The organism is Nocardia brasiliensis NBRC 14402, assembly GCF_000308475.2.
GTDB classification, from domain to species: Bacteria; Actinomycetota; Actinomycetes; order Mycobacteriales; family Mycobacteriaceae; genus Nocardia; species Nocardia brasiliensis.
The window spans coordinates 28,067-52,899 of the sequence record NZ_BAFT02000047.1; the positions used below are offsets into that span (position 1 = coordinate 28,067).

The window sequence follows — 24,833 nt, forward strand, 5'->3', positions numbered from 1 at the left end:
ACATGACGAATCCCTTGGGGAACTCGAATCGCGGACGGCAGGGCCTGCCGACGCCGCCGTCCGGCTGGCCGGTCGGCTCCTATCCCACCTATGCCGAGGCCCAGAAGGCGGTCGATTTCCTCGCCGACGGACAGTTCCCGGTGCAGGACGTGACCATCGTCGGTGTCGATCTGATGCAGGTCGAGCGGGTGCTCTACCGGCTGACCTGGGGCAAGGTCATCGGCGGCGGGGTGGTGAGCGGGGCCTGGCTCGGCCTGTTCCTCGGTCTGCTGCTGAGCCTGTTCACCACCAACGGCGCGTTCGGCCCGCTGCTGGTCGGTCTGGTCGGCGGCATCATCTTCGGTGTCATCTCCACCTCGATCCCGTACGCGGCGACCAAGGGGCAGCGCGACTTCGCCTCCACCATGCAGTTGGTGGCCGGACGCTACGACGTGCTGTGCGACCCGAAGTCGGCCGAGCAGGCGCGGGACATGCTGGCGCGGCTGGCCATCTGACGCATGGGTGTGGTGGAGACGGTCCGCACCGGTGTGCTGGACCATTTCGGTGTGGCGGCGACCGGCGTCGATTCGGCGTCGGTGACGTTCCTGGGGTTGGAGCCGATCGAGATCCTGCGGATCGTCGGCGACGATGTGGTGCACTACGCGACGGTGGGCGGGTCTCGTCATCCGATGACCGATCCCGCTGCGCTGCTTGCCGATCCGGTGCGCGGGCCCCGGGCCGAACTGGTGCTCACCTTGCGGGCGGGTGCCGGGGCGGCCTCGGGTCTGGCGAAGACGCTCGGCGTGCTCGCCGCCGCGCCCGCGGTGGAAGGCGTTGTGCTGCAAGCGGACGCGCTGATGGACCTGGGTGAACCGATGTGGCACAACGCGCCGTTCACCGCGGTTCTTCTGGGCGACAGCGGGATTCCCGAGGTGGTGCTGCCCGAGCCCGCGGAGCCGGTTCGCTATTTCGCGGTCACCCCCGTGACGGCCACCGAGGCGGCCTGGGTGCGCGTGCGCGGCGCACAGGCGCTGCGCGAGGCGTGGGCCGAGGCGGGTATCGATGTGCGCGACCCCGGCCGCGGCGCGGCGAGCCTCTAGCCACCGCGCAGTTCGTGCTCAGAGCCAGTTGTTGCGGTGGAAGGTGAGGTAGAGCCCGCCGCAGATGCCCAGCGTGACCACGATGACGAGCCAGAAGCCCCAGCTCGCTTCCAGTCCGGGCATGTGCGTGAAGTTCATGCCGTAGATGCCCGCGATCATCGTCGGCACCGCCGCGATCGCGACCCAGGCCGAAATCTTGCGCATATCGGTGTTCTGCTGCACGCCGACCTTCGCCAGCGCGGCACTGATCAGCGCGCTGAGCGCCTCGTCGAAATCGGTGATCCGCTCGGCCACCCCGGCGTGGTGATCGGCCACATCACGCATGTAGCGCCGAATCTCCTTGGGCAGCGGGATCTCCGGCTTGTGCCCGAGCAACTGCAGCGGGATCGCGAGCGGGTTCACCGCCCGGCGTAGCTCGACCACCTCCCGCTTGAGCTGGTAGATCGATTCGATCGCGACCCGGTTGCCGGGTGTGAAGACCTCTTCCTCCATCGCGTCGATATCGAGCTCGATCGATTGCGTCACCTCGATATACGAATCCACCACGTGGTCGGCGATCGCGTGCAGCACCGCGCCGGTGCCCAGCATCAGCTTGGCCGGATCGGCCTCCAATTCCTTACGCAGCGTGGCGAGTTCGGAATGTTCGCCGTGCCGGACCGTCACCACGAAGTCGGGTGCGACGAAGACCATGATCTCGCCGGTCTCCACGATCTCGCTGACACTGTGCAATTCGTGCTCGACGTAGGCGACCGTGCGCATCACCAGGATCAGGGTGTCGTCGTAGCGTTCCAGTTTCGGGCGCTGATGCGCCGAGACCGCGTCCTCGGCGGCCAGCGCGTGCAGCTCGAAAGCCTCGGCGATATCGGCCATCTGGGCCTCGTCCGGATCGCGCACGCCCACCCAGACGAAACCCGCGCCGCGGTTGCGCACCTCGGCCAGCGCGTCGCGATGGGTGAATCGGCCGGGGAGCCGGCGACCTTCGACATAGACGCCGCAGTCGACGATGGCCCGCGCGGTCGGAATCGGGATGCGCGGCAGCTTGCGCTCCGCGCGACCGGAACCGCGGAAGGACGGAAGCGGCGGAATGGACGGCACATCGGCGATGCTACGTCGCCTGCGGCGTGCGGGGCCGGTCGGCGGCACTGTAAGACTGGAGGGCGTGCGCATCGACCTGCATACCCATTCGACCGCGTCCGACGGCACCGACTCTCCGGCCGAACTGGTCCGGAACGCGGCCGCCGCCGGCCTGGACGTCCTCGCGATCACCGACCACGACACCACGGCGGGCTGGGCCGAAGCGGTCGACGCGCTACCGAAGGGGCTCACGCTGGTTCGGGGCATGGAGATGTCGTGCATCGGGCTCGGCGAGGACGGTTGGCCGGTGCCGGTGCACCTGCTGGCCTACCTGTTCGATCCGGCCGATCGCTGTTTCGCCGAGGAGCGCGAACGGTTACGCGGCGAGCGGGTCGAGCGGGTGCGCGCGATGGCCGACCGCATGGTTGCCGACGGTTTGCCGATTGATCCCGACGCGGTGCTCGCCTCGGCGGGTCCGTCGGCGGGTCGCCCGCATCTGGCCCGGGCGCTGGTCGCGGCGGGCGTGGTGCCCAGCGTGGACGCGGCGTTCGAGGAGCTGCTCGCGCCGCACGGTCCCTACTACGCCGAAAAGGCCGACACGCCGTTGGCCCGGGCGGTCGAGATGATCGCCGCCGCGGGCGGGGTGAGCGTGCTCGCGCACGCGCGGGCCCGCAAGCGCGGCCGGATGCTGGCACTGGACGCCATCCGGGAACTCGCCCCGCTCGGGCTCGGCGGGCTCGAGGTGGACCACATCGACCATTCGGCTGCCGACCGGGCGATCCTCGGCGACCTCGCCGCCGAACTCGGCCTGCTGACCACGGGCTCGTCGGACTATCACGGCGCGAACAAGACCATCCGGCTCGGCGAGTTCACCACCGATCCCGAGCAGCTGGAGCTGATCGTGGGCAAGGCCACCGGCGTGCCGGTGATCGCCTCGTGAAGGTGTGGCGCGGGCTCAGCGGCCTCGTGGCCGCGGGCACCTTCGCACTGATGCTCGTCGTCGTCGGTACCGCGGTCATCGCGGCCCGGCGCGACTTTCCCGGTCCCGGCGCCGAATCGGTCACCTGGCATGTGGCGGCGACGGTGATTGCCCTTGCGGCACAAATTTATTCGGATAAGCGTCGGGGTTTGGCCGCATTTTCTGGATCAGCGGTTGTTTTCGTTGCGGCTGGATTGCTGCTTTGGACACAATGGTGGAGTTGAAATTGCGGTAATGGTTGCGGCTTCGTGAATTGTGGCCGAATATTTCTCATTGTGACGCAACTCGAGACGGACGTACTGGTTCTGGGTGGAGGTCCCGCCGGAACCTGGGCCGCCGTCTCCGCCGCGGCGAACGGCGCGCGAGTAGTACTCGCCGACAAAGCGCGATGCGGCACCAGCGGACCGACCGCGCACGGCACCACCTCGCTGTGGAACATTCCGCCCGGACCGGCCCGCGACGAAGCCGTCGACCGCGGTTACGCCCACGGTGGCGGGCTCGGCGACCCGGCGTGGATGCACCGGGTGCTGGACGAGACCCACCACCGCGTCGAGCAATTGGCCGGTTGGGGATATCGCTTTCCCGGCCCGGACCCCGGCTCCGCGCTGCGGGTCTACCTGGACGGTGCGAGTTATCTGCGCCGGATGCGGCGCAGCGTGCTCGCCGCGGGCGTGCGCGTGCTCGATCACCATCCGGCGCTGCAACTGCTCGTCGACCGGGAGGGCCGGGTCGCGGGCGCGGCCGGGGTGCGGCAGCTCGATCAATATCGGACGTGGACCGTGCGCGCCGGCGCCGTGGTGGTGGCGACCGGCGGGTGCGCGTTCCTGTCCGGCGGCGCGGGCACCGATGTCGACACCGGTGACGGTCTGCTGTTCGCGGCGGAGGCGGGCGCCGAACTCTCCGGCATGGAGTTCTCCAGCGCGTACGGCTTGGTGCCCGCGCCGCAGGCGCCGCTGCCCGCCGGGGCGGTGCATTCCAGTGGTCTCGCACTGCATTTCGCCACCTATTACGACGAGTCGGGGGCGGTCCTGGAGGGCCATCGCGCCGCCGCCTTCGCCGCGATCGCCGACGGCAGGCGCGTGTTCGCGGCGCTCGACGAAGTGCCCGCGCTGCTGCGCGGCGGGCTCGCGAAACTGGGCCTGGTCGATCACGCCGGACGGGTGCCGCTGCGGGCCGTGCTGGAGGGCACCGTGCGCGGCACCGGCGGGCTCCGGATCACCGGCCACGACTGCGCGACCACGGTCGACGGACTGTTCGCCGCGGGCGACGTGACCACGCGGGAACCGATCACCGGCGCGGTGAGCGGGTTCGGTGGGCAGGGCGGTGCGTGGGCGATCGCCTCCGGGGTGTGGGCCGGTGCGGGCGCGGCCGCGTACGCGCGTACGGCCGAACGCGACGCCCCGGTCCTCGAGGTCCCGGGCGCCGGGCTCAACGCCGTGGCACGGATCGATCCGCGCGCGGTCGTCGGCCTCGTCCAGGAGCACACGCTGCCGCTGCGACGCAGCTACTGGCGCAGCGGCAGCAGCCTGCGCGACAGCATCGGCGAACTCGACTCGATGTGGCCCGGCGCCGAATTCGACCTGGGTGGCACCGGCCTGGACCGGCTGCGCGCCCGCCAGGCAGCAGCCCTGCTCGCGGTCGCCCGCTGGACCAAATACAGCGCCCTCGCCCGCACCGAAACCCGCGGTATGCACCGCCGCACAGACCATCCCGGTGCCGAGGCGGACTGGCGGGTTCGTCTGACGTCCGGCGGCCTGGACACAGTCTGGGTCCGTCCCCACCCACCCGAGCCCGAACCATCGACTGCGCACGGTCCTGTGCCGTCCACTGCGCACGCGCCCGCAGCGTCCGCCGCGCCTGAGCCGGTCTCGGTACCCTCCCCGCGCGAGCCCCGCACTTGGAGCAGACGGAACGTCGCCGTCATCAGCACGCAGGACGACGGCATGGTCCTGGCCCACCCCCGCGAGCCCGGCATGCTCACCGCCCGCTCCGCGGCCATCCCAGATGCCCCGGAGATCGTCCCCGAGCCCGCGCCCACACCGGTCGCAGCAAAGCTGACGTCACCGTCCCGCTGAGATCCCCGCCCCGGCAACACCTCCGCTGCGGCCAGCGCCGGCCCCGCGTCTAGCGCCGGACCTGCGGCCAGCGCCGGGCACGCTGCGGTCAGCACCGCACGGGCGCGACGCGGGGTCTCCAATGACGCGCTCACACCGGTCGACCTGGCCGGGTTGGGACAACTCACCGGTTGGGCGCGGGGAGGTGCGAGTTTTCGCTTACGGCTCGGTAATTCCGGGCCGCTAGCCTGGAGACAGGCGCGCGACACGACGCAGACCCGACCGGTTTGGCAAGTCGCGGATCATGCTGGCAGAATGTGTCGGATTCCTTACCCAAGCCACCGCCGGGTACTGGGATTACGGAGATCTCCGCCTCGCGACGCACCGTCGTGACCCGAGGATCACGCCGCATGTTCTGTCCGGACCCACCCGTCCGGCTCTCGCTCCGCGGATCAGTGCCGCGCCACGTCAGCGAAATCGGCAACGAGTTTTCGTGACTCGCCGATCGCCGCGAAACGTACCGGTCAGCGCACTCGATGAGCGAAATGAATCCCTAATACCTATATACCCGGCGGTAACCGTCCACCGGTTTGTCCGATCCGAGCAGGAGTGAAATCGTGTCACCTGTGACTGACGCACCGAATGCCACCACGGCCCCCCGCGCAGACGACGCAGCGAGCCTTTCCGCTATTACGCACGACGAGATTTTCGCGGGACACCTTGGCGGCAAGCTCTCGGTGGAACTCAGCTCGCCGTTGGAAACCCAGCGCGACCTTTCGATCGCGTACACCCCGGGCGTCGCCCAGGTGAGCCGGGCCATCGCGCAGGACGAGGAACTGTCCAAGCGCTACACCTGGACCGAGCGGCTGGTCGTGGTGGTCAGCGACGGCACCGCGGTGCTCGGCCTCGGCGATATCGGCCCGCGCGCCTCGCTGCCGGTGATGGAGGGCAAGGCGGCGCTGTTCAAGAAGTTCGCGGGCCTGAACTCGATCCCGATCGTGGTGGACACCAAGGACGTCGACGAGATCGTCGACCTGCTGGTGAAGCTGCGGCCGAGCTTCGGCGCGGTGAACCTGGAAGACATCTCGGCGCCGCGCTGCTTCGAGATCGAGAAGCGCGTGATCGAGGCCCTGGACTGCCCGGTCATGCACGACGACCAGCACGGCACCGCCATCGTGGTGCTCGCCGCCCTCAACGGCGCGGCCAAGGTGCAGGGTCGCGGCATCGAGGACCTGAAGGTCGTCGTGTCCGGCGCGGGCGCGGCCGGTGTCGCGTGCACGAACATCCTGCTCGCCGCGGGCGTGCGGGACGTGACCGTGCTCGACTCGAAGGGCATCGTCAGCCGCGAGCGCACCGACCTCAACGAGGTGAAAGCCGAGCTGGCCACCCGTACCAACCCGCGCGGCCTCAATGGTGGTGCCGCCGAAGCGCTCGACGGCGCCGATGTGTTCCTGGGTCTGTCCGCCGGCCTGATCGCCGAGGAGCTCATCGCTTCGATGGCGCCGGAGTCGATCGTGTTCGCCATGTCCAACCCGGACCCGGAGATCCACCCCGAGGTCGCGCGCAAGTACGCCGCGATCGTGGCCACCGGCCGCAGCGATTTCCCGAACCAGATCAACAACGTGCTCGCGTTCCCGGGTGTCTTCAAGGGCGCGCTGGACGCGGGCGCCCGCCGGATCACCGAGGGCATGAAGATCGCCGCCGCCGACGCCATTCTCAGCGTCGTCGCCGCCGAGCTGGGCCCGGACAAGATCGTGCCGAGCCCGCTCGACCCGCGGGTCGCCCCGGCCGTCGCCGAGGCCGTCGCGGCCGCCGCGCGCGCCGAAGGTGTTGCGTAGCAGTAGCTGTCACAGATAAAAGAACGCCTCGTTCAACGGCGAACGGGGCGTTCTTTGGTGTGTGGCCGAGGAGTTGCTCGGGCTATTCGCCGGACGGCACCGGTTTCCGATCGGCGCGCGCCGCCTTGCGTGCTCGCTCTTGGCGGCGCGCGGAGATCCGGATCCAGAGGTTCAGCGCGATCATCGCGCCGAGCGCGACCAGCAGCGCCACCGCGAACAGCGGATTCTTGTCGGGCAGGGTGGACCAGACGTAGAGCAGCAACGCCACGATCGCCACATAGCCGCCGATGAACCTGATACTCACCGATCAGACGTTATCCGCAAACCGTGCCGCCGCGGACGAATTCACAGCGCGTGGTCGTCCAGCCAGGCCCGCGCCACGTCGGCGGGGTCGCGACGCTCGTCGCGGACGCGGCGGATCAGCTCGGCGAGGTCTTCGGTGGTGAGTTCGCCCGCAACGTAATTCAGCTTCTTGATCTGCGTCTGGTCGAGCGTGCCTTTGCGGAACAGGGGCAGCACGTTCTCGGCGCGCACGGCGTAGTCGTCGTCGGACAGGATGGTCAGCCCGTCGGTCGAGTCCGCGCCCGCGGCGGGCGGCCCGAGCAGCAGCCCGGCTTGGATCTGCCCGTCCAGCAGGGCTTTTCGCAGCGCGGCCAGGTCAGGGAACGGGATCGTCGCGGCGAAAGCGCAGCCGGTCACCGTGTTCGCGGCGGGCGGCGCGGTCAGCAGGCCCGCGGCGGGCGCCACCCCCGCGGTGCGGGTGCCGCAGCTCGGGCCGAGGTCGTGGACGGACTGCACGCCGTCGTGCGTTGCCGCCTCCGTAGTGAGCAGCACTCGCGCGCGCAGGTCGGTGCCGTCGGCGATATCGGAGACCAGCAGTCCCTCGGGCAACGACTTGCTCAGTGCGTCGGCGACGTTCTTCGGCGTGCGTTCGGGAGCGTGCGCGTCGAGATGAGTCAGCAGTGCGCCGCTGTGCTCGCCCAGCAGGGTGATCCGCCCGGCGTCGAGCGCGGCCAGATAGTCGGCGCGCTCACCTAATCCGGTATCGACCGCGGTCCGCGCGCCGGTGCGCGCCAGCGCGCCCGCGTAGATTTCGGCGAGCACCACCGACTCGACAGCGTCGCCCGCGCCGACCGTGATCCGCGCGTCCTGATCATCGTTACCGCAGGACACGGTCGTGACGGCGGTTGCGACGAGCACTATTCGAGCCAGCATCCGCAGCGACGCGGCCAGCATCATCCGGCGACACCAACTCTCCGAGAGATCGACAGAGCCAACAGGAACACCCTGAAGCGGGCAGTATGGACACCCAGAATGTACCGGTGGCTCGGTTGCGCCGGGACCTCGCATTGCTCGTCATGCCGGAAGGACTCCAGTGAACACCTCGATCACCCCCGATGCCGCGCGGCACGGTCGGTCGGCGCTGCGGCTGGCGCTGCGCGCCACCCGGTTCATCTTCGCCGCCGCCGCGTTGGCCGTCGCCATGATCCTGTCCGCCTGCGGCAACTCCGATCCACTGGCGAGCAAGGGCGACTGCGCCGGCGACGGGCTCGTCGTCGGTTCCGCGAACTTCCCGGAGTCGGAGACGGTCGCGGAAATCTACGCGGAGGTGTTGCGCGTCAACGGCTTCAAGGTCGACACCAAACTGAATATCGGCAGCCGGGAAGCCTACGTCCCGGCCGTGCGCCAGTGCGCGATCTCGGTGATCCCGGAGTACAACGGCAACCTGCTGCAGTACCTGGACAAGAACGCCACCGCGACCAGCGCCGCGGACGTGAACAGCGCGCTCGCCGCGGCGCTCGGCAGCGAACTCGCGGTCGGCGCCCCCGCGCCCGGCGAGGATTCCGACGCGGTGGTGGTGACCAAGGCGACCGCCGAGCGCTGGAATCTGCGCTCCATCGCGGATCTGGCCGCGCACTCGGCCGAGGTGAAATTCGGTGCGCCCGCGGAATTCCAGGAGCGGGCGGGCGGACTGCCCGGCTTGAAGAAGAACTACAACCTCGACATCGCCGCGAACAACTTCGTGCCGATCGCCGACGGCGGTGGCCCCGCGACCGTGCGCGCGCTGGTCGAGGGCCAGGTGACCGCCGCCGACATCTTCACCACCTCACCCGCCATCACGCAGAACAACCTGGTGGTGCTGGAGGATCCGAAGCACAACTTCCCGGCGCAGAACGTGGTTCCGCTGTTCAACGCGGCGAAGAAGACGGACAAGGCGCTGGCCGCGTTGAACGCCGCCTCGGCGAAGCTGACCACCGCGGAGCTGATCAAGCTGAACGAGGCGGTCTCCGGTACGGCCAAGACCGAACCGAAGGCCGCGGCCGTGGCCTGGGTGGCGGCCCAGGGGCTGAACACGCCGGCCGGATAAGAGGTAACACGTTGTCCGATATCGAGTTCCGCGGTATCAGCAAGACCTATCCGGACGGCACGCACGCCGTCACCGATCTCGATCTGCGCATCGAGTCCGGCTCGTTCACCGTGTTCGTCGGCCCGTCCGGCTGTGGCAAGACCACGTCGATGCGGATGATCAACCGGATGATCACGCCCAGTTCGGGCACGATCACCATTGCCGGACAGGATATTTCGCAGGCCGACCCGGTGAAGCTGCGGCTCGGTATCGGCTATGTGATCCAGAGCGGCGGGCTGCTGCCGCACCGCACGGTCGTGGACAACGTCGCGACCGTGCCGGTGCTGCGCGGTGATTCGCGCAAGGCGGCCCGGGCCGCGGCGTTGGAGGTGCTGGACCGGGTCGGCCTGGATCGCTCGCTGGCGGGCCGGTATCCGGCCCAGCTGTCCGGCGGGCAGCAGCAGCGGGTCGGGGTGGCCCGGGCGCTGGCCGCCGACCCGCCGGTGCTGCTGATGGACGAGCCGTTCAGCGCCGTCGATCCGGTGGTGCGGGCCGAGTTGCAGATCGAAATGCAAAGGCTGCAAGCCGAATTGCGGAAGACCATCGTGTTCGTCACCCACGACATCGATGAGGCGATCACCCTCGGCGACCGGGTCGCGGTATTCGGCCGGGGCGGGGTGCTGCAACAGTACGCTCCGCCGGACCACGTACTCGCCCAGCCCGCCACCGATTTCGTCGCCGATTTCGTCGGCCGGGACCGCGGCTATCGCGGCCTGTCCTTCCGCACGGCGAAAGAGGTTCCGCTGCACGAGGTTCGGACCGCGACCGCCGCGGAGGTGCCCGCCCTGCGGTTGGATCGCGGGGACTGGGTGCTGATCGTCGACGCGCAACGCAAGCCCGCGGGCTGGATCGATGTCACCGGCGTGGAGTCGGTGCGTGCCGGACATGCCTTGGCGGACAGCACATCCGCGGGCGGCTCGCTGTTCACGCCGACCGGCGACCTGCGCCAGGCGCTGGACGCCGCGATCTCCTCGCCCTCCGGTATCGGGGTGGCCGTGGACGAGGCGGGCGCGGTGCGCGGCGGCGTGCTCGCCACCGAGGTGCTGCAACAGCTGGCCGGCCAGCGCGCCACCGAGGACGCCGAACGCAACCGGCACTTCTTCGAACAGGAAGAAGCGCGGTGACCCGCGGGAGGCCTGCGTGCGATACCTGATCGACAACTTCGCCGAGATCTGGGGCTTCACCAAGACCCACCTGTACTTGGCGCTGGTGCCGCTGCTGCTCGGCTTGGTGATCGCGATTCCGTTGGGCGCGTTGGTGCGTCGGGTGACCTGGCTGCGCCGGGTGACGGTGACCGTGGCCAGCCTGGCGTACACGATTCCGTCGCTCGCGCTGTTCGTGATCATCCCGCCGCTGGTCGGGATCTCCACGATCGACCCGTTGAACGTGATCATCGCACTGACCATGTACTCGACCGCGCTGCTCGTGATCGCCGTGCCGGCGGCGCTGGATTCGGTGCCCGCCGACGTGGTCGACGCCGCCGACGCGGTCGGGTTCAGTTCGCTGTGGCGCACGTTGACGGTCGACATGCCGTTGGCCATACCGGTTTTCGTGTCCAGCCTGCGGGTCGTCGTGGTGACCAATATCGCGATGGTGTCGGTGGGCGCGCTGATCGGCGTCGGCGGCGTCGGCAAACTGTTCACGCAGGGCTACCAGCGTGACTACCCCGACGAGATCGTCGCGGGCATCATCGTGATCCTGGCGCTGGCCTTGATCTTCGACCGCCTGATCTACGTGCTCGGCCGCTGGTCGACGCCGTGGGTGCGGGCCGACGTCCGGACCGCGCAGACGAAAGGCCGGCGCTCGTGACGGCGAAAGGCGCAGCCTCGTGAACCTTTTCCTCGACGCGTGGCACTACTTCACCGACAGCGCGAACTGGAGCGGGCCCGCGGGCATCGAAACCCGTATCGCGCAACATCTCTGGTACAGCTTCCTCACCATCGCGCTGTCCGCGGCGATCGCGCTCCCGCTCGGTCTGGTGATCGGGCATACCGGGCGTGGTTCCGCGCTGCTCGTCGGCTTCGCCAATGCCATGCGCGCGCTGCCGACCCTGGGCCTGCTCACCTTTCTGGTGCTGCTGCTCGGACTCGGCCTGATCCCGCCCCTGCTCGCCCTGATCACCGTGGGTATTCCGCCGCTGCTGGCCGGCGCCTACGCGGGCATCGCCAATGTGCCCGCCGACGTGGTGGACGCGTCCCGGGCGATGGGCATGACCGAGCGGCAGATCCTGTTCCGGGTCGAGGTGCCCAACGCGCTGCCCATCCTGCTCACCGGCCTGCGCGGCGCGACGCTGCAGGTGGTCGCCACCGCGACCATCGCGGCCTACGTCAACCTCGGCGGGCTCGGCCGCTACATCTTCGACGGCATCAGCCTGTACCGGTACGACCGCGTCCTGGTGGGCGCGCTGCTGGTGGCGGTGCTGGCCATGGTCCTGGACGGCTTGCTCGCCTTCCTCGTCTGGGTGAGCACGCCGGGGACCGGCCGGTTGCGCCGGACCAATGCGTTGCCCGCCGCCCCCGATCTGAACGCGCGCTCCGCGAACTGACCTGTCGCGCACCGCGCTGAGCTGCTCATTCGAGCCTCGGCGCGGGTCGGTTGTGCCTGCGATCACCTATTTCGCCGTACCGGGCACCTTGCGGCCGCCTTGTTCCGCGCCGTATATTCCACGTGGAATATACGAAACGGGGCATAGCGCTCCTGGTTCCGGCGGTGACGCCGTGAGCGTTCGACGGGAAGGCGAAGGACATGGGGCAGCAGGCGCGTCCGGCGGTGACGCCGCTGGGGATCGCCGTGCTGGCGCTGCTCGAGGAGCGGCCCATGCATCCGTACGAGATGTATCAGCTGCTGATCGCGCGCCGGGAAGACGTGCTGGTCAAGGTGCGGCCCGGCTCGCTGTATCACACGGTGGCGCGGCTGGCCGAGCAGCACATGGTGCAGTCCGAGGGCGTCGATCGGGAGGGTAACCGGCCCGAACGCACCACCTACCGGATCACCGAGGGCGGCCGAACAGCCTTGCGCGCCAGGATCGCCGAGATCGTGCGGTACCCGGCACCGGAATATCCGATGTTCCCGGTCGCGCTGGCCGAGGCGCACAATCTGCCCAAGGACGACGTGCTCGCGCTGCTGCGCGAGCGGGTCGGCCATCTGGAGGCCGATCGCGCCGATGTCGCGACGATGATCACCTGGGCCGACGAACGCCGCGTGCCCCGCCGCTACACCGTCACCCTGCCGTATCTGCACGCCATGCTCGGCGCCGAGATCGAGTGGGTGAACCGCTTTCTCGACGAATTGGCAAGTGGCGCACTGGAATGGGAGACCTTCGACGCGCACACCGGCGTGCGCGAGGCCGACCACGAGCACCACTACATCTGGTCGTCCGGCACCGAGGGCGAAGTGCCCGCGGTGCGGCGCGGCGCGGTCGGTACGCCACCGCCTTGAGGCCGGCCGCGGGCCGCACCGAACTCCGGTTCCCGCCCGACCGGGAACCTCGCACGACAGGAACTTCGAATCCCATGACCACTCAACGCAATCCGTGGCTGGCGCTGACCGCGCTGGTCGTCGGCTTCTTCATGATCCTGCTGGACATGACGATCGTCGCGGTCGCCAACCCGGCGATCATGACCGACCTGCACGCCGACATCTCGAAGGTGATCTGGGTGACCAGCGCCTACCTGCTCGCCTACGCGGTGCCGCTGCTGGTCACCGGCCGGCTCGGTGATCGCTTCGGCCCCAAGAACATCTACCTGTTCGGCCTCGCGATCTTCACCGTCGCCTCGGCCTGGTGCGGACTGTCCGGCAGCATCGAGATGCTGATCGCCGCGCGAGCGGTGCAGGGCCTCGGTGCCGCACTGATGACGCCGCAGACCATGGCGGTGATCACCCGGACCTTCCCGCCGGACAAGCGCGGCGCCGCCATGGGCCTGTGGGGCGGGGTGGCCGGACTCGCGACGCTGGTCGGGCCGATCCTCGGCGGCGTGCTCGTGGACGGGCTCGGCTGGGAGTGGATCTTCTTCGTCAACATCCCGATCGGCGTGCTCGCCTTCGCGCTGGCGATGTGGCTGGTGCCCGCGCTGCCGACGCACGAGCACAAGTTCGACATCCCCGGCGTGCTGCTCAGCGGTGTCGGCTTGTTCCTGCTGGTCTTCGGCATCCAGGAGGGCAACACCTACGACTGGTCGCTGCGCATCTGGCTGATGATCGCCGCCGGTCTCGTGGTGCTCGCCGTGTTCCTGGTGAACCAGTCGCGCAGCCGCGGTGAGCCGCTGCTGCCGCTGAGCCTGTTCCGCGATCGCAACTTCTCGCTGTCCAATATCGCCATCGCGGCGATGGGCGCGACGGTCACCGCGTTCATGGTGCCCGGGTACTTCTATCTGCAGGCGGTGCGCGAGCTGTCGCCCACCGAGTCGGCGCTGGTGTTCGCGCCGATGGCGATCGTCACCGGCGTCTGTGCCCCGTTCGTCGGCAAATTCGCCGACCGGCTGCACCCGCGGATCGTGCCCGCCTTCGGGTTCGCGCTCTACTCGGTGTCGGTGTTCTGGTTCGCCGCGCTGATGAAGCCGGACTCGTCGCTGGCCTGGATCGTGGTGTCGGCGGTGTTCGCCGGTTTCGCGAACTCCTGCATCTGGGCGCCGCTGGCCTCGACCGCCACGCACAACCTGCCGGTCCAGCTGGCCGGTGCGGGCGCCGGTGTCTACAACACCACCCGGCAGGTCGGATCGGTGCTCGGCAGCGCGGCGATCAGCGCGCTCATCGCCGCTCGCATGTCCGCGCAGGGGCTCGGCGGCGGCCAGGTCGGCGAAGGCGGGGCGGGGCAGGGGCCCATCCCGGAGTTCGTCAAGGACGGCTTCAGCACCGCGCTGAGCCAATCCATTCTGCTCCCCGCCGGCATCCTGCTGATCGGCTTCGTGGCTTCCGCGCTCTTCGTCCGCCACGGGCAGAGCGCCGCCGCCAAGCCGGCGGCCGAACCCCGCAAGACCGCATCCATCGCCTGAACCACGTTGCCCTGCAAGTGGATTCACTTGCAGGGCAGCGTGCTGTCCGGCTCAGCTCACCTGGAGGGTGACGGTGGGGTGGCCGGTGGCGCCGTCGGGGACGACGTCGCGGCGCTCGGCGGTCTGGGTCTCGCCGGTGGCATCGGTGGCACGGGCGCGCAGGGTGTGGGTGCCGGGGGTGGCATCCCAGTCGTAGACCCACTGGCGCCAGGTGTCGACGGACCGCTCCTCGGCGAGGCGGGCGGGTACCCAAGGGCCGTTGTCGATTTGGACTTCGACGCCGCGGATGCCGCGATGCTGGGCCCAGGCCACACCGGCAACGGCGATGCGGCCCTGCTTGATTCGGCTGCGCGGGCGCGGCGTGTCGATGCGGGTGCCGGTTTTGATCGGGCCGAGCGCCGACCAGCCGCGGCGAGTCCAGTAGGCGGTGGCGCGGTCGAAACGGGTGACCTCCAGTTCGGTGACCCATTTGGTGGCGGAGACATAACCATAGAGTCCGGGCACTACGAGCCGCGCGGGATAACCGTGCACGACGGGCAGCGGTTCGCCGTTCATGCCGACCGCGAGCAATGCGTCGCGGCCGTCGGTGAGCACGGACAGCGGGGTGCCCGCGGTCCAGCCGTCGGTGCTGTGCGAGAGCACCATGTCCGCGTCGGGGTGCGGGCCGGCCTCGGCCAGTAGTTCGTCCAGCCGGTAGCCGAGCCAGCGCGCGTTGCCGATCAGGTCGCCGCCGACCGGGTTCGACACGCACGCCAGCGTCACCATGCGCTCCACCGCGGGGCGATTCGCCAAATCGGCCCAGGTGAGCCGGATTTCGCGGTCCACCATCCCGTGGATGCGCAGCGACCAGTCGTCCTTGGACACCTGCGGCACGATCAACGCGGTGTCGATGCGATAGAAGTCGCTGTTCGAGGTGAGATACGGGGTCAGTCCGGGCACCCGCAGATCTACGCCGGGTGCGACCGGCGCCTCCGGCGCGCTCGGCTGCGGTAGCTCGACCGCCGCCCGCTCGCCGGACACGTCGCGGCGTCCCGTGCCGAGCAGCCGCCCCCCGACCCCGGTGACCACGGCCAATCCGCCGACGAGCGCCAGACCCTGCAGCACCCGGCGCCGCTCCGGGGCCGCCGTACCCGCCGGCTCGGCCGGCGCGCTGGCCGGCAAAGTGATGGGTCTACTTGCGGCGCTGGGCGTTTCACTCGCCTGCCGGGCGGAGGCGGCGGTCTCGATCCGCTCCGTCAGCAGGCGTAGCGCATAGCTGCCGACCGCGACGCCGACGATGGTCGGCAACGCACCGGACGCGCTGGTGCGCGCGACGGCGGCGATCGCGGCCAGCACACCGAAGACCACCAGCAGCGCCGAACCCGCCGGGCGCGCGGTCCGTTCGAGCGCGCCCGCGAGCCCGGCGACCAGCACCGCGACCACACCCATGCAGAGGTACAGCACCGCCTTGTCGTTGGTGCCGAAGGTGTCGATCGCCCACTCCCGCACTCCGTCGGGCGTGTGATCGACGACGGTCCCGCCGAGCGCGGCGAGCGGCGCGCTCTGCGCCTCGAAAAAGGCCGCGAGCAGTTCCGCGACACCTAGCGCCGCGCCTGCCGAGACGATCCCAGCCAGCACACGCAGTCGCAGATCGGCCATGAATTCGAGCGTACTGCCGGGCAGGCCGCAGAATATGACCATTCGCTGACGCCCGGCCCCGGACACAGCAAAGCGGGCCCGGCGTACCGGGCCCGCCTGTACTGAGCAACCTGCTAGCTGTAGATCTTCGCGACGTCGTCCGCGTACTGCTTCATCACGACGGCTCGCTTGAGCGACATCTTCGGGGTCAGCTCGCCCGTCTCCTGGGTCCAGTCCACCGGCAGGATGCGGATCTTCTTGATCTGCTCGGCGTGGGAGACCTTCTTGTTGGTCTCGGCCACCGCCGCGTCGATCTCGGCGACCAGTTCCTGGTTCTCGATGAGCTTTTCGATCGGGGTGTCCGCGGGCACGTTGTGGTTCTTCTGCCAGCCCGGCAGCGCCTCGGGGTCGAGGGTGATCAGCGCGCCGATGAACGGCTGGCCGTCACCGACCACCATCACCTGGCTGATCAGCGGGTGTGCCCGCAGCGAATCCTCGAGCAGCGCGGGAGAGACGTTCTTACCGCCCGCAGTGACGATGAGTTCCTTCTTGCGGCCGGTGATCGTGATGAAACCGTCCGCGTCGATGGCGCCGAGGTCGCCGGTCTTGAACCAGCCGTCCGCGAAGGCGTCCTCGGTGGCCTCGGCGTTGCCCCAGTACCCGTCGAACACGACCGAGCCGCGCAGCAGCAGCTCGCCGTCCTCGGCGATCTTGGCGCTGTGGCCCTCGATCGGCCTGCCCACCGTGCCGACCCGGATCTTCTCGGGGGTGTTCACGGTGACGGCCGCGGTCGTCTCGGTGAGCCCGTAGCCCTCGTAGATGGTGACGCCGACGCCACGGAAGAAGTGGCCCAGGCGCGCGCCGAGCGGGCCGCCGCCGGAGACCGCCGCGTCGCACTGGCCGCCGAGCGCGACCCGCAGCTTGCTGTAGACGAGCTTGTCGAACAGCGCGTGCTTGAGCTTGAGCACCAGCCCGGCGCCGCCGTTGTCGAGCGCTTCGCTGTAGGCGATGGCGGTCTCGGCGGCCGCGTCGAAGATCTTGCCCTTGCCGCCGTCGTGCGCCTTCTGCTTGGCGCCGTTGAACACCTTCTCGAATACGCGCGGCACCGAGAGGATGAAGTGCGGCTTGTAGCTGCCGAACTGGTCGACCAGGGTGGACCAGTCGGAGGTGTGCGCGACGATCACCTTGGCGTCGAACGCGACCAGCGCGACGGCACGCGCGAACACGTGCGCCAGCGGCAGGAACATCAGCGTCTTCTTGCCCGGCTGGATGAACTTGGCGAGCGCGATCCGGTCGGAGCGGGATTCGGCGTACAGGTTGGCGTGCGAGAGCATGACGCCCTTGGGCCGCCCGGTGGTACCGGAGGTGTAGATCAGGGTGGCGGGCGAGTTCGCGTTGACCTGCTTGCGCCGGTCGTGCACCACCTGGTCGTCCAGGTCGGTGCCGCGGCTGGTGAGCTCGTCGACCGCGCCCTTGTCGATCTGCAGGGTTTCCTTCAGATCGGGCAGCGAACCCGCCTCGATCTCATCGATGGTGGCGCGGTGCTTGTCGCTGTCGACGATCAGCAGCTTGGTGGCCGAGTCCTGCAGGATCCACTTGGCCTGCTCGGCCGCCGAGCTGTCGTAGATCGCGACGGTGCAGCCGCCGACGGCCCAGATGGCGAAGTCCAGCAGCGCCCACTCGTAGCGGGTGGGCGCCATGATGGCGACCCGGTCGCCGAGTTCGATGCCCGAGGCGATCAGGCCCTTGGCGACACCGGTGACCTCGGTCGCGAACTCCGCGGCCCGCACATCCAGCCAGCCGCCGTTGCCGTCCGGCTTGTTGAACAGCACCGCGTCGGGTGACTGCTCGGCATGACGGAAGACGTTGTCGGAATTGTTCGCGTCTTCCGGGATGGTGTAGGAAGCCGGGACTTCGAACTCTCGCATCAGTGCCCTTCCACGTGGGTTTACTCGTCAGTAATCTACGACACCTTGGTCAGGGCCGTGAGGTCGACCACCAGAAACGGACCCGTGCGTGACTGCCCGGCGCGGATCCGCTTCGTGGCTATCCTAAATCCCGCAGTGCGGCAGGTTGAATCGCTTCGCGCAGGAATTCGGCCAGCTCGCTGAGCACCGCGGCGGCCGGTGCGACCAGCCCCGCCTGCAGCTGGGCGACATGCCACAGATTCCGGGTTTCGGTGTACCGGACCGACACGCCCGCGGTCCGCAAGGCGGCAACCAGATCCACGCATTGCGGGTGCAGCAGCTCGCTGACGTCGACCTGCACGTAGGTCGGCGGCAGACCGGCCAATTCGCCGGTGAGCGGGGCGTAACCGGGATCACTCGCATCGCCGTCGCCGAGGTAGGCGGCCGCGCAGGCACGCGACCACGGGCGGTTGATCACCAGGTCGGCGGCGCGCTCGGGGATCTGGTTGGGGTCGGTCCACGGCGCGATCAGCCCCAGCGCGGCCGGGGTGTGCCCGTGGCGCGCGATCAACCGCTGTGCGGTCGCCATCGACAGGCCACCACCGGCCGAATCGCCGGACAGCGCGATCTGATCCGGGCGATAGCCCGCGCTCTGCACGAGCTCCAGGAACGCGGCCTCGGCGTCGTCGAGTGCGGCCGGAAACGGATGCTCCGGTGCCAACCGGTAGTCGAGAACGTAGACGGCGCAACCGGTTTCATGAGCGAGCCGAGCGGCGAGGGAGCGGTGCGTGGTCGGCGAGCCGATGGTGTAGCCGCCGCCGTGCAGATAGAGCACCGCGCCCGTGGGATGCGCGGTGGCCGTGAGCTTTTCGGCCGGGCGCCCGCCCAGGCGCAGCCGGTGCACGGTGGTGCCCGCGGGCACCAGTTGGGCTTTCGCGCCCGCATCCAGCAGCAGACGCTGCAGTGGCCACGGTGTCCGGACATTCATCGAGACACGAAAAATGGGCCACAGCAGCGTCCGTGCGACGGGCAGCGGAAGGTTGACATCCCGCATGGGTGATTCTCGAATCAGGGTAGGATCTGGCGGTTTACGACGGTCGCGAGGCGCTGATAGCCGGACGCGGTGACGCGCACGAACAAGTCGAGCAGCTTGGCCTCGAAGCCGATCAGCACCCGGCCGTGGCCCTTGCGCACGCCCTCCGTGATGGTCTGCGCGGCCATCTCCGGGGTGTGAATGGCCATCTTCGAATCGAACATCGAGGCGGCCTGCTTGCCATCGATGCCCTCGGCGTAGCCGGCGTTGCGCGCGACCGCGGTCTTGATGCCACCGGGATGCACGCAGGTGACCTTGACCGGCTGCCGGCCGACCAGCATCTCCTGGCGCAGTGCCTCGGTGAAGCCGCGCACCGCGAACTTCGCTGAGTTGTAGGCACTTTGGCCCGGCACCGCGATCAGACCGAACAGGCTGGACACGTTCACGACATGGCCGTCACCGGACTCGATCAGGAACGGCAGGAACGCTTTGGTGCCGTTCACGACGCCCCAGAAATCGACGTCCATGACCCGATCGAAGTCCTTGAACTCGGTCTTGACCACGTCACCGTGGTAGGCGATGCCCGCGTTGTTGTAAACCTGGTGCACCACACCGAAATGCGCCTTCACGGCGTCGGCGTAGAGCAGGACCGCTTCGCGCTCGGCCACGTTGATCCGATCGGATTTCACCTCGGCGCCGAGCTTTTCGCAGCGGGCCACGGTCTCGGCGAGACCATCGGTGTCGATATCGGAGAGCGCGAGCTTGGCGCCGCGCTTGGCGAGATTCTCGGCGAGTGCGCGTCCGATGCCGGAACCGGCACCGGTGATCACACAGACTTTGCCTTTGAAGTAAGCATCATTGCTCACTGTGCAGCTCCCACTTTCAGGTCGGCTCGGGCGGAGGTCGTTTCATAGGCGGACAGGTCGAAATTGCGGGTCAGCCTACGGAATTCGAAGGTGAAATCGGGCCACAGCGTGGTGTTGTTGCCGTGCTTGTCCAGATACCAGCTGGCGCAGCCGCCGTTGAGCCAGACGCTCTTGCTGAGCTTCTTCTGCAAATCGACGTTGTATTCCTGCTGCGCGTCGCGGCGGACCTCGACCGTGCGCAGCTTCAGCCGGTCGATCGTGGCCAGCGCGTCGGCGACGTAGTTGAGCTGCGACTCGATCATGAACACCATCGAGGTGTGGCCGAGGCCGACATTGGGGCCGAGCAGTGTGAACATGTTCGGGAAGTTCGCGGTGGCAGCACCCTTGTAGCCCTGCTGACCGACCTCGTCGTACACCTCGCTGAGCGTGCGGCCGTCGCGGCCGACGATGGTGTTGAACGCGGGGGAGTCGGTGACGTGGAAGCCGGTCGCCACGATGAGGACGTCGATCTCGCGCTCGGTGCCATCCTTGGTGACGATCGAGTGGGCGCGGACCTCGGCGATGCCGTCGGTCACCACATCTACATTGTCCCTGCTCAGCGCGGGGTAGTAGTTGTTCGAGATCAGCATGCGCTTGCAGCCGATCCGGAAGTTCGGGGTGACCTTGGCGCGCAGTTGCGGATCGCGCACCTCGTACTGCAGCTTGGCCTTGGCGATCAGCTCGAACGCCTGCATCAGCGCGGGGAACTTCGCCAGGCCGACGACCTGGGTCTCGCGGGCGGCGTAGATCGCGGCCCGGGACAGGCGCTGGAAGCCGGGCACGTGTTTGAAGGCCAGCCGCTCGACCTTGGTGTACGGGCGGTCCATGCGGGGGAGCAGCCACGGGGCCGTGCGCTGATAGACGTCCAGGTGCGCGACCTTCGGCGCGATCTCCGGGACGATCTGGATCGACGAGGCGCCGGTGCCGATGATCGCGACCCGTTTGCCGGTCAGGTCGAGCTCGTGGTTCCACCGCGCGGAGTGGCAGACCTCGCCCTGGAAGTCGTTGATGCCCTTGATATCCGGCAGCGCGGGTTCACACAGCGCGCCGATCGCCGAGACCACGGTGTCGGCCACGAAACTGCCCTGGGAGGACTCGATCTCCCATCGCGCGTCGTCGTTGTTCCAGCGCGCGCTGGTCACGTCGCAGTCGAAGATGTGCTTGTCCAGCACGTCGTACTTTTCCGCGACACCCCGGATGTACTGCTGGATTTCGCCCTGCCGGGAGAACGAGCGCGACCAATCCGGGTTCAGCGCGAAGGAATACGAGTACAGGTGTGAGGGGACGTCGCAGGCCGCGCCCGGGTAGGTGTTGTCCCGCCAGGTGCCGCCGACATCGTGGCCGCGCTCCAGCACCAGGTAGTCGTTGCTGCCCTGCTGACTCAACCGGATCGCTAGACCGAGGCCCGAGAACCCGCTGCCGATGATGATCGTCTTGACCCGGCGGACGGACCGGTCGCCGACAGCTTTGTCTGTAACCTTGCGACTCATGTACCCGAGCGTAGATGCTTATTGAGCAGCAGTCAACAGTATTGAATCACGTTCAGTAGGATGTCGATGTGAGTTCCAGTAGTTCAGGAGAGACCAAGCGCGTCCGGCTCAGCCCGGACGAGCGCCGACTGCAACTGATCACCCTGGGCGCCGAAATGCTCGCCGAACGAGCGCTCGAAGACATCTCCGTCGACGACATCGCCAAGCAGGCCGGCATCTCCCGCGGCCTGCTGTTCCACTACTTCACCTCGAAGAACGAATTCCACGAGGCCATCGCCCGGCAGGTCAGCGCCGAATTCCTCACCGCCACCGCGCCCGACCGCAGCCTCGGCCTGTTCGACATGCTGCGCGACTCCGTCGAACGCTACGTCGACTACGTCGAAGACAACCGCGCCGCCTACCACGCCATCCTGCGCGGACCCTCCAGCTACAACCCCGGCGTGATGACCTATGTCAACGAATCCCGTTCCGCCATCGCCGAAATCGTGCTCACCGAAATCCCCATCCCGCTCGACGATCCCGACCGTCCCCGCCTGGCCCTCGCCGTCCGCGGCTGGATCGCGTTCGTAGAGGAAACAATTCTCACCTGGATGAGCGACAAACCCGTCTCCCGAGAACAACTCGTCGAATTGATCGTCGACTCCCTACCCGCCCTAGCGCTTAGCCCAGAGTTGTCCGCGGCGTTGCGCGACAGTCAGGTCGACTCCACGCGCTGAGGGATGGGACGTTTCGGGCCAGGACGCGCTCAGTAGGCGATTTCGTGGGCGTGCGCGGGCTTTGCCTGCGCGAGGGCGCTTTCGGGACGGCGGCGGCGCGCTCATGAATGACCGCTCAGATGAGGCATCAGGGGCGGGCGGTGGGTGGGCGCTTGCTCGGGAGGCTGGATTTGCTCAGCCGTCGGATGGGGAGGCCATCGTGGGCGTGAGCCTGCTCGGGAGGCGGACCTGCTCGAGCGTCGGATGCGCGAGGGCGCCCTCGGGAGGCGGCGGCGTGCTCGGGAGACCTTTTCGGGACATCGGATGGGAGTGTGTTGAGGGGCGCGAGGTGCGCTCGGCGCGTGGGCTTGCTCGGCAGGCTGGGTTTGTTCAGCCGTCGGATGTGCGAGGGCGGTCTCGGGAAGTAGCGGGCGCTCAGGAGACCCGCTCGGGAGACGGGGGCGTGCTCGGGGTTTGGGAGGTGAGGTTTGCGCAGCCGTCGGATGCGCGGGCTCGCAGGGGGCCAAATGTGCTCAGGTGTCGAAGGCTTGGCGGGCGGATTCGATGTGGGACAGGTGTTTCTGGGTCCAGTCGCACATGCGGTGCACCGTTTCGCGGAGGTCCTGGCCGGGTTGGGTGAGGGTGTATTCCACCCGCGGCGGCACCGTCGGATAGACGCGGCGCGCGAGCAGTCCGTTGCGCTCGAGCATGCGCAGATTCTGGGTGAGCATCTTGTGACTGATGCCCTCGACCTCGTTGCGCAACTCGCTGAAACGGAGCGTGCCGTCGCCGACCGCCTCGATGATCAGCAGCGCCCACTTGTTCGCCACATCGGAGAAGATCTCGCGGGCCAGCGAATCCGCGCGCCGCAGATCCGCCGCGTCCGGGCCGCTGTACTGCTTGGTCACCATCAGGTTCTCCAGTCACCGAAAAGTGCGTTCTTCCACGTCAGCTCGCACTCTCCTACGGTTTCCGAGTAACCACAAGAGACCACGAGAGGTATCGAGCATGACCATCACCCTGGTGAACCCCGGCGGCCTCCCCGCCGTCGACGCCTACCACCACGTGTCGATCGCGACCGGCTCGAAGCTGGTCTTCCTCGCCGGTCAGGTGGCCTGGGACGCCGACGGTACGACAGTCGGCGCGGGCGACCTCGCCGCCCAGGTCGAACAGTGCTACCTCAACGTCGCCACCGCACTCGCCGGGGTCGGCGCCGGCTTCGCCGATGTGGCCAAACTGACTGTCTACGTTGTGGACTGGACGCCGGCCAAGATGCCCCAGTTCCTCGACGGCGTCACCCGCGCGGCCGCGAAACTCGGCGTCACCCCCGCCCCTCCCGGCACACTGATCGGCGTCGCCGCCCTCGACATCCCCGAACACCTCGTCGAGGTGGAGGCCGTCGCGGTCCTCGCATGATTCCAAGCTGGTCGCTTGATCACCAGGTAACCCTGGCGGTGGCCTCTCGGCCGATGCCGCCACCATTACCTGGTGATCAGCTGACCAGATGTTTCCGGGTACCTTTGAGCCGATGCGGACCGTCTACGTCGTGCAGCACCCCGAGTCCCGGCATCACCTCGACGGTGTGGTCGGCGGCTGGTTCGACTCCCCGCTCACCGAAGCGGGAATCCAAGCGGCACAGTCGATCGCGCGAGCGCTACGCGAGCAGATCCCCGAAGACGTTGCCCCGGAACTGTTCTCCTCCGACCTGAGGCGCTGCACTCAGGTCGCCGACACAATCAGCGAATCCTTCGCCGTAACACCAATACTCGACCAGCGACTGCGCGAGAAGTCCTACGGCGAAGCCGAAGGCAAACCCCAATCCTGGCTCCGCGAACGCTTCCTCCCCCCACCCGCCACCGGCGACCGCCTACGCCACAATGAGGGCATCCCTGGAGCCGAAACCATGCACACCTTCGGCGAACGCGTCTACGCCGCAATGCATTCGATCCTGCACCGCGACTCCGCACACCAAATCATCGTCACCCACGGCGGCACAATAACTTTCCTCCTCGCCGCCTGGGCAAACCTCCCCCTCGACTCCCTCGCCTACGCCCGCTTCCAAGCCACCCCCGGCAGCATCACCGAACTCCACGAAGACCCCTACTTCCGCAACCGCCAAATCCGCACCCTAGGCTCCACCACCCACCTCCCCCGGTAACCCTCAGTCATCGGACATCACGACGAGCAGAACCCGCCGCCCCGGCCGATCGATCAGTACGATCTCATGGAACTCCCGATGCAGATCACCGTAGTCATTCGCAGCGGACGGTCCGAGGTCTTCGAGCAAGTATCGACTCGTGGCGGAATGTGCGGGTTCGATAACGCGACGCCGAATCGCCTCCCGCAGCTGATTCGGGATGGACCCACAACCTTGCGTCCACTGCGACAGGATGTCGATGACAATGTGCTCCTCGACGGCGGTGAAGGATCCACTCGAGATCTGATCGAGCCAGTACGGTCCGTGGCGGATGCCACGCGGATCGACTCCACCACCGACATAGTCGTCCCGATACTCGACGCTCGCGATGAGCTCGGACAAGATTGCCCGGTCCGCCGCCTCCGCTGCTGCCAACGCGAAGTCTTTCGAATCAATCCATTGGAAGCAATGTCTGCCCCCGGCGCCGAACTCGAATTCGCGAAAATTGGTGAAAAACCGCTCCCTGTAGTTGACGATCCTCACCACGTCACCGTCCCCTCCAGCATCTCTCTGCTCGCTCTGCTACGCCACGTCAAGGTGAAGTTTCATGAATTCGACCAGTTCGCT

25 protein-coding genes are annotated in these 24,833 nt (G+C 68.2%); 15 read left to right on the forward strand and 10 right to left on the reverse strand.

Going from position 1 to position 24,833, the window contains the following annotated elements:
* Positions 1–2 precede the first annotated feature (2 nt).
* Positions 3–494 carry a YflT domain-containing protein gene (locus TY25_RS15255; protein ID WP_014987935.1) on the forward strand — a complete coding sequence of 164 codons (492 nt, stop codon included), beginning with the start codon at positions 3–5 and terminating at the stop codon, positions 492–494.
* A gap of 3 nt (positions 495–497) precedes the next feature.
* On the forward strand, positions 498–1,079 hold the full coding sequence (locus tag TY25_RS15260; RefSeq protein ID WP_172595715.1) for a suppressor of fused domain protein: 582 nt from the start codon (positions 498–500) through the stop codon (positions 1,077–1,079).
* An 18-nt stretch (positions 1,080–1,097) separates the two neighbouring features.
* Here TY25_RS15260 and TY25_RS15265 read toward each other — a convergent pair whose 3' ends face one another.
* Positions 1,098–2,174, reverse strand: a complete 1,077-nt coding sequence (locus TY25_RS15265; protein ID WP_042256796.1) for a magnesium and cobalt transport protein CorA — start codon at positions 2,172–2,174, stop codon at positions 1,098–1,100.
* Positions 2,175–2,238: 64 nt separating this feature from the next.
* Between TY25_RS15265 and TY25_RS15270 the strand changes: the two genes are divergently transcribed.
* The 4 genes from TY25_RS15270 (at position 2,239) to TY25_RS15280 (ending at position 7,024) form a co-directional block, all read left to right on the forward strand.
* On the forward strand, positions 2,239–3,093 hold the full coding sequence (locus tag TY25_RS15270; protein WP_042256839.1) for a PHP domain-containing protein: 855 nt from the start codon (positions 2,239–2,241) through the stop codon (positions 3,091–3,093).
* Positions 3,090–3,356 (forward strand): hypothetical protein, encoded by a 267-nt coding sequence (locus tag TY25_RS41665; RefSeq protein WP_081868888.1) that lies wholly within the window; start codon positions 3,090–3,092, stop codon positions 3,354–3,356. Before TY25_RS15270 ends, TY25_RS41665 begins: the two co-directional genes overlap by 4 nt.
* 51 nt (positions 3,357–3,407) lie before the next feature.
* Positions 3,408–5,207, forward strand: coding sequence for an FAD-dependent oxidoreductase (locus TY25_RS15275; protein WP_042256797.1), 1,800 nt, complete (start codon positions 3,408–3,410; stop codon positions 5,205–5,207).
* 596 nt (positions 5,208–5,803) lie between these two features.
* The gene (locus TY25_RS15280; protein WP_052382985.1) at positions 5,804–7,024 is read left to right on the forward strand and encodes an NAD(P)-dependent malic enzyme; all 1,221 of its coding nucleotides are present in this window, start codon (positions 5,804–5,806) and stop codon (positions 7,022–7,024) included.
* A gap of 82 nt (positions 7,025–7,106) precedes the next feature.
* On the opposite strand, the gene TY25_RS15285 is transcribed toward TY25_RS15280, so the two are convergent.
* Positions 7,107–7,328 (reverse strand): hypothetical protein, encoded by a 222-nt coding sequence (locus TY25_RS15285; protein ID WP_042256799.1) that lies wholly within the window; start codon positions 7,326–7,328, stop codon positions 7,107–7,109.
* A 41-nt stretch (positions 7,329–7,369) separates the two neighbouring features.
* Positions 7,370–8,263 (reverse strand): glycine betaine ABC transporter substrate-binding protein, encoded by an 894-nt coding sequence (locus TY25_RS15290; protein ID WP_042256801.1) that lies wholly within the window; start codon positions 8,261–8,263, stop codon positions 7,370–7,372.
* A 244-nt stretch (positions 8,264–8,507) separates the two neighbouring features.
* On the opposite strand from TY25_RS15290, the gene TY25_RS15295 reads away from it, so the two are divergent.
* The 6 genes from TY25_RS15295 (at position 8,508) to TY25_RS15320 (ending at position 14,422) form a co-directional block, all read left to right on the forward strand.
* The gene (locus tag TY25_RS15295; protein WP_172595743.1) at positions 8,508–9,392 is read left to right on the forward strand and encodes an ABC transporter substrate-binding protein; all 885 of its coding nucleotides are present in this window, start codon (positions 8,508–8,510) and stop codon (positions 9,390–9,392) included.
* Between the two features lie 11 nt (positions 9,393–9,403).
* A complete protein-coding gene (locus TY25_RS15300) occupies positions 9,404–10,555 on the forward strand; it encodes an ABC transporter ATP-binding protein (protein WP_042256802.1) in 1,152 nt (383 codons plus the stop codon).
* Positions 10,556–10,571: 16 nt separating this feature from the next.
* Positions 10,572–11,240 (forward strand): ABC transporter permease, encoded by a 669-nt coding sequence (locus TY25_RS15305; RefSeq protein WP_042256805.1) that lies wholly within the window; start codon positions 10,572–10,574, stop codon positions 11,238–11,240.
* Between the two features lie 19 nt (positions 11,241–11,259).
* Positions 11,260–11,976, forward strand: coding sequence for an ABC transporter permease (locus tag TY25_RS15310; protein ID WP_042256806.1), 717 nt, complete (start codon positions 11,260–11,262; stop codon positions 11,974–11,976).
* A 200-nt stretch (positions 11,977–12,176) separates the two neighbouring features.
* Entirely contained in the window at positions 12,177–12,869 is a 693-nt protein-coding gene (locus tag TY25_RS15315) for a PadR family transcriptional regulator (protein WP_042256808.1), read from the forward strand.
* Between the two features lie 74 nt (positions 12,870–12,943).
* Positions 12,944–14,422: a DHA2 family efflux MFS transporter permease subunit gene (locus TY25_RS15320; RefSeq protein ID WP_042256809.1), complete on the forward strand. Its 1,479-nt coding sequence runs from the start codon at positions 12,944–12,946 to the stop codon at positions 14,420–14,422.
* A 51-nt stretch (positions 14,423–14,473) separates the two neighbouring features.
* Here TY25_RS15320 and TY25_RS15325 read toward each other — a convergent pair whose 3' ends face one another.
* The 5 genes from TY25_RS15325 to TY25_RS15345 form a co-directional block, all read right to left on the reverse strand.
* Positions 14,474–16,060 carry a molybdopterin-dependent oxidoreductase gene (locus TY25_RS15325; protein WP_042256842.1) on the reverse strand — a complete coding sequence of 529 codons (1,587 nt, stop codon included), beginning with the start codon at positions 16,058–16,060 and terminating at the stop codon, positions 14,474–14,476.
* A gap of 113 nt (positions 16,061–16,173) precedes the next feature.
* Positions 16,174–17,967, reverse strand: a complete 1,794-nt coding sequence (locus tag TY25_RS15330) for an AMP-dependent synthetase/ligase (RefSeq protein WP_042256811.1) — start codon at positions 17,965–17,967, stop codon at positions 16,174–16,176.
* Positions 17,968–18,085: 118 nt separating this feature from the next.
* Positions 18,086–19,000, reverse strand: a complete 915-nt coding sequence (locus TY25_RS15335) for an alpha/beta hydrolase (protein ID WP_042256813.1) — start codon at positions 18,998–19,000, stop codon at positions 18,086–18,088.
* A gap of 14 nt (positions 19,001–19,014) precedes the next feature.
* Positions 19,015–19,845, reverse strand: coding sequence for an SDR family NAD(P)-dependent oxidoreductase (locus TY25_RS15340; RefSeq protein ID WP_042256815.1), 831 nt, complete (start codon positions 19,843–19,845; stop codon positions 19,015–19,017).
* Complete coding sequence (locus TY25_RS15345) at positions 19,842–21,374, reverse strand: flavin-containing monooxygenase (protein WP_042256818.1); 1,533 nt, start codon at positions 21,372–21,374, stop codon at positions 19,842–19,844. Before TY25_RS15345 ends, TY25_RS15340 begins: the two co-directional genes overlap by 4 nt.
* Before the next feature lie 68 nt (positions 21,375–21,442).
* On the opposite strand from TY25_RS15345, the gene TY25_RS15350 reads away from it, so the two are divergent.
* Entirely contained in the window at positions 21,443–22,090 is a 648-nt protein-coding gene (locus tag TY25_RS15350) for a TetR/AcrR family transcriptional regulator (RefSeq protein WP_042256819.1), read from the forward strand.
* A 512-nt stretch (positions 22,091–22,602) separates the two neighbouring features.
* Here the strand turns inward: TY25_RS15350 and TY25_RS15355 are convergent.
* Positions 22,603–22,980 (reverse strand): winged helix-turn-helix transcriptional regulator, encoded by a 378-nt coding sequence (locus tag TY25_RS15355; RefSeq protein WP_042256820.1) that lies wholly within the window; start codon positions 22,978–22,980, stop codon positions 22,603–22,605.
* Between the two features lie 97 nt (positions 22,981–23,077).
* Between TY25_RS15355 and TY25_RS15360 the strand changes: the two genes are divergently transcribed.
* Together TY25_RS15360 and TY25_RS15365 are read left to right on the forward strand one after the other, a co-directional pair.
* Positions 23,078–23,485 (forward strand): RidA family protein, encoded by a 408-nt coding sequence (locus TY25_RS15360; protein ID WP_042256822.1) that lies wholly within the window; start codon positions 23,078–23,080, stop codon positions 23,483–23,485.
* A 112-nt stretch (positions 23,486–23,597) separates the two neighbouring features.
* Positions 23,598–24,227 carry a histidine phosphatase family protein gene (locus TY25_RS15365; protein ID WP_042256843.1) on the forward strand — a complete coding sequence of 210 codons (630 nt, stop codon included), beginning with the start codon at positions 23,598–23,600 and terminating at the stop codon, positions 24,225–24,227.
* 3 nt (positions 24,228–24,230) lie between these two features.
* Here the strand turns inward: TY25_RS15365 and TY25_RS15370 are convergent, their stop codons facing one another.
* The gene (locus TY25_RS15370) at positions 24,231–24,749 is read right to left on the reverse strand and encodes a hypothetical protein (protein WP_146154145.1); all 519 of its coding nucleotides are present in this window, start codon (positions 24,747–24,749) and stop codon (positions 24,231–24,233) included.
* Positions 24,750–24,833: the final 84 nt, after the last annotated feature.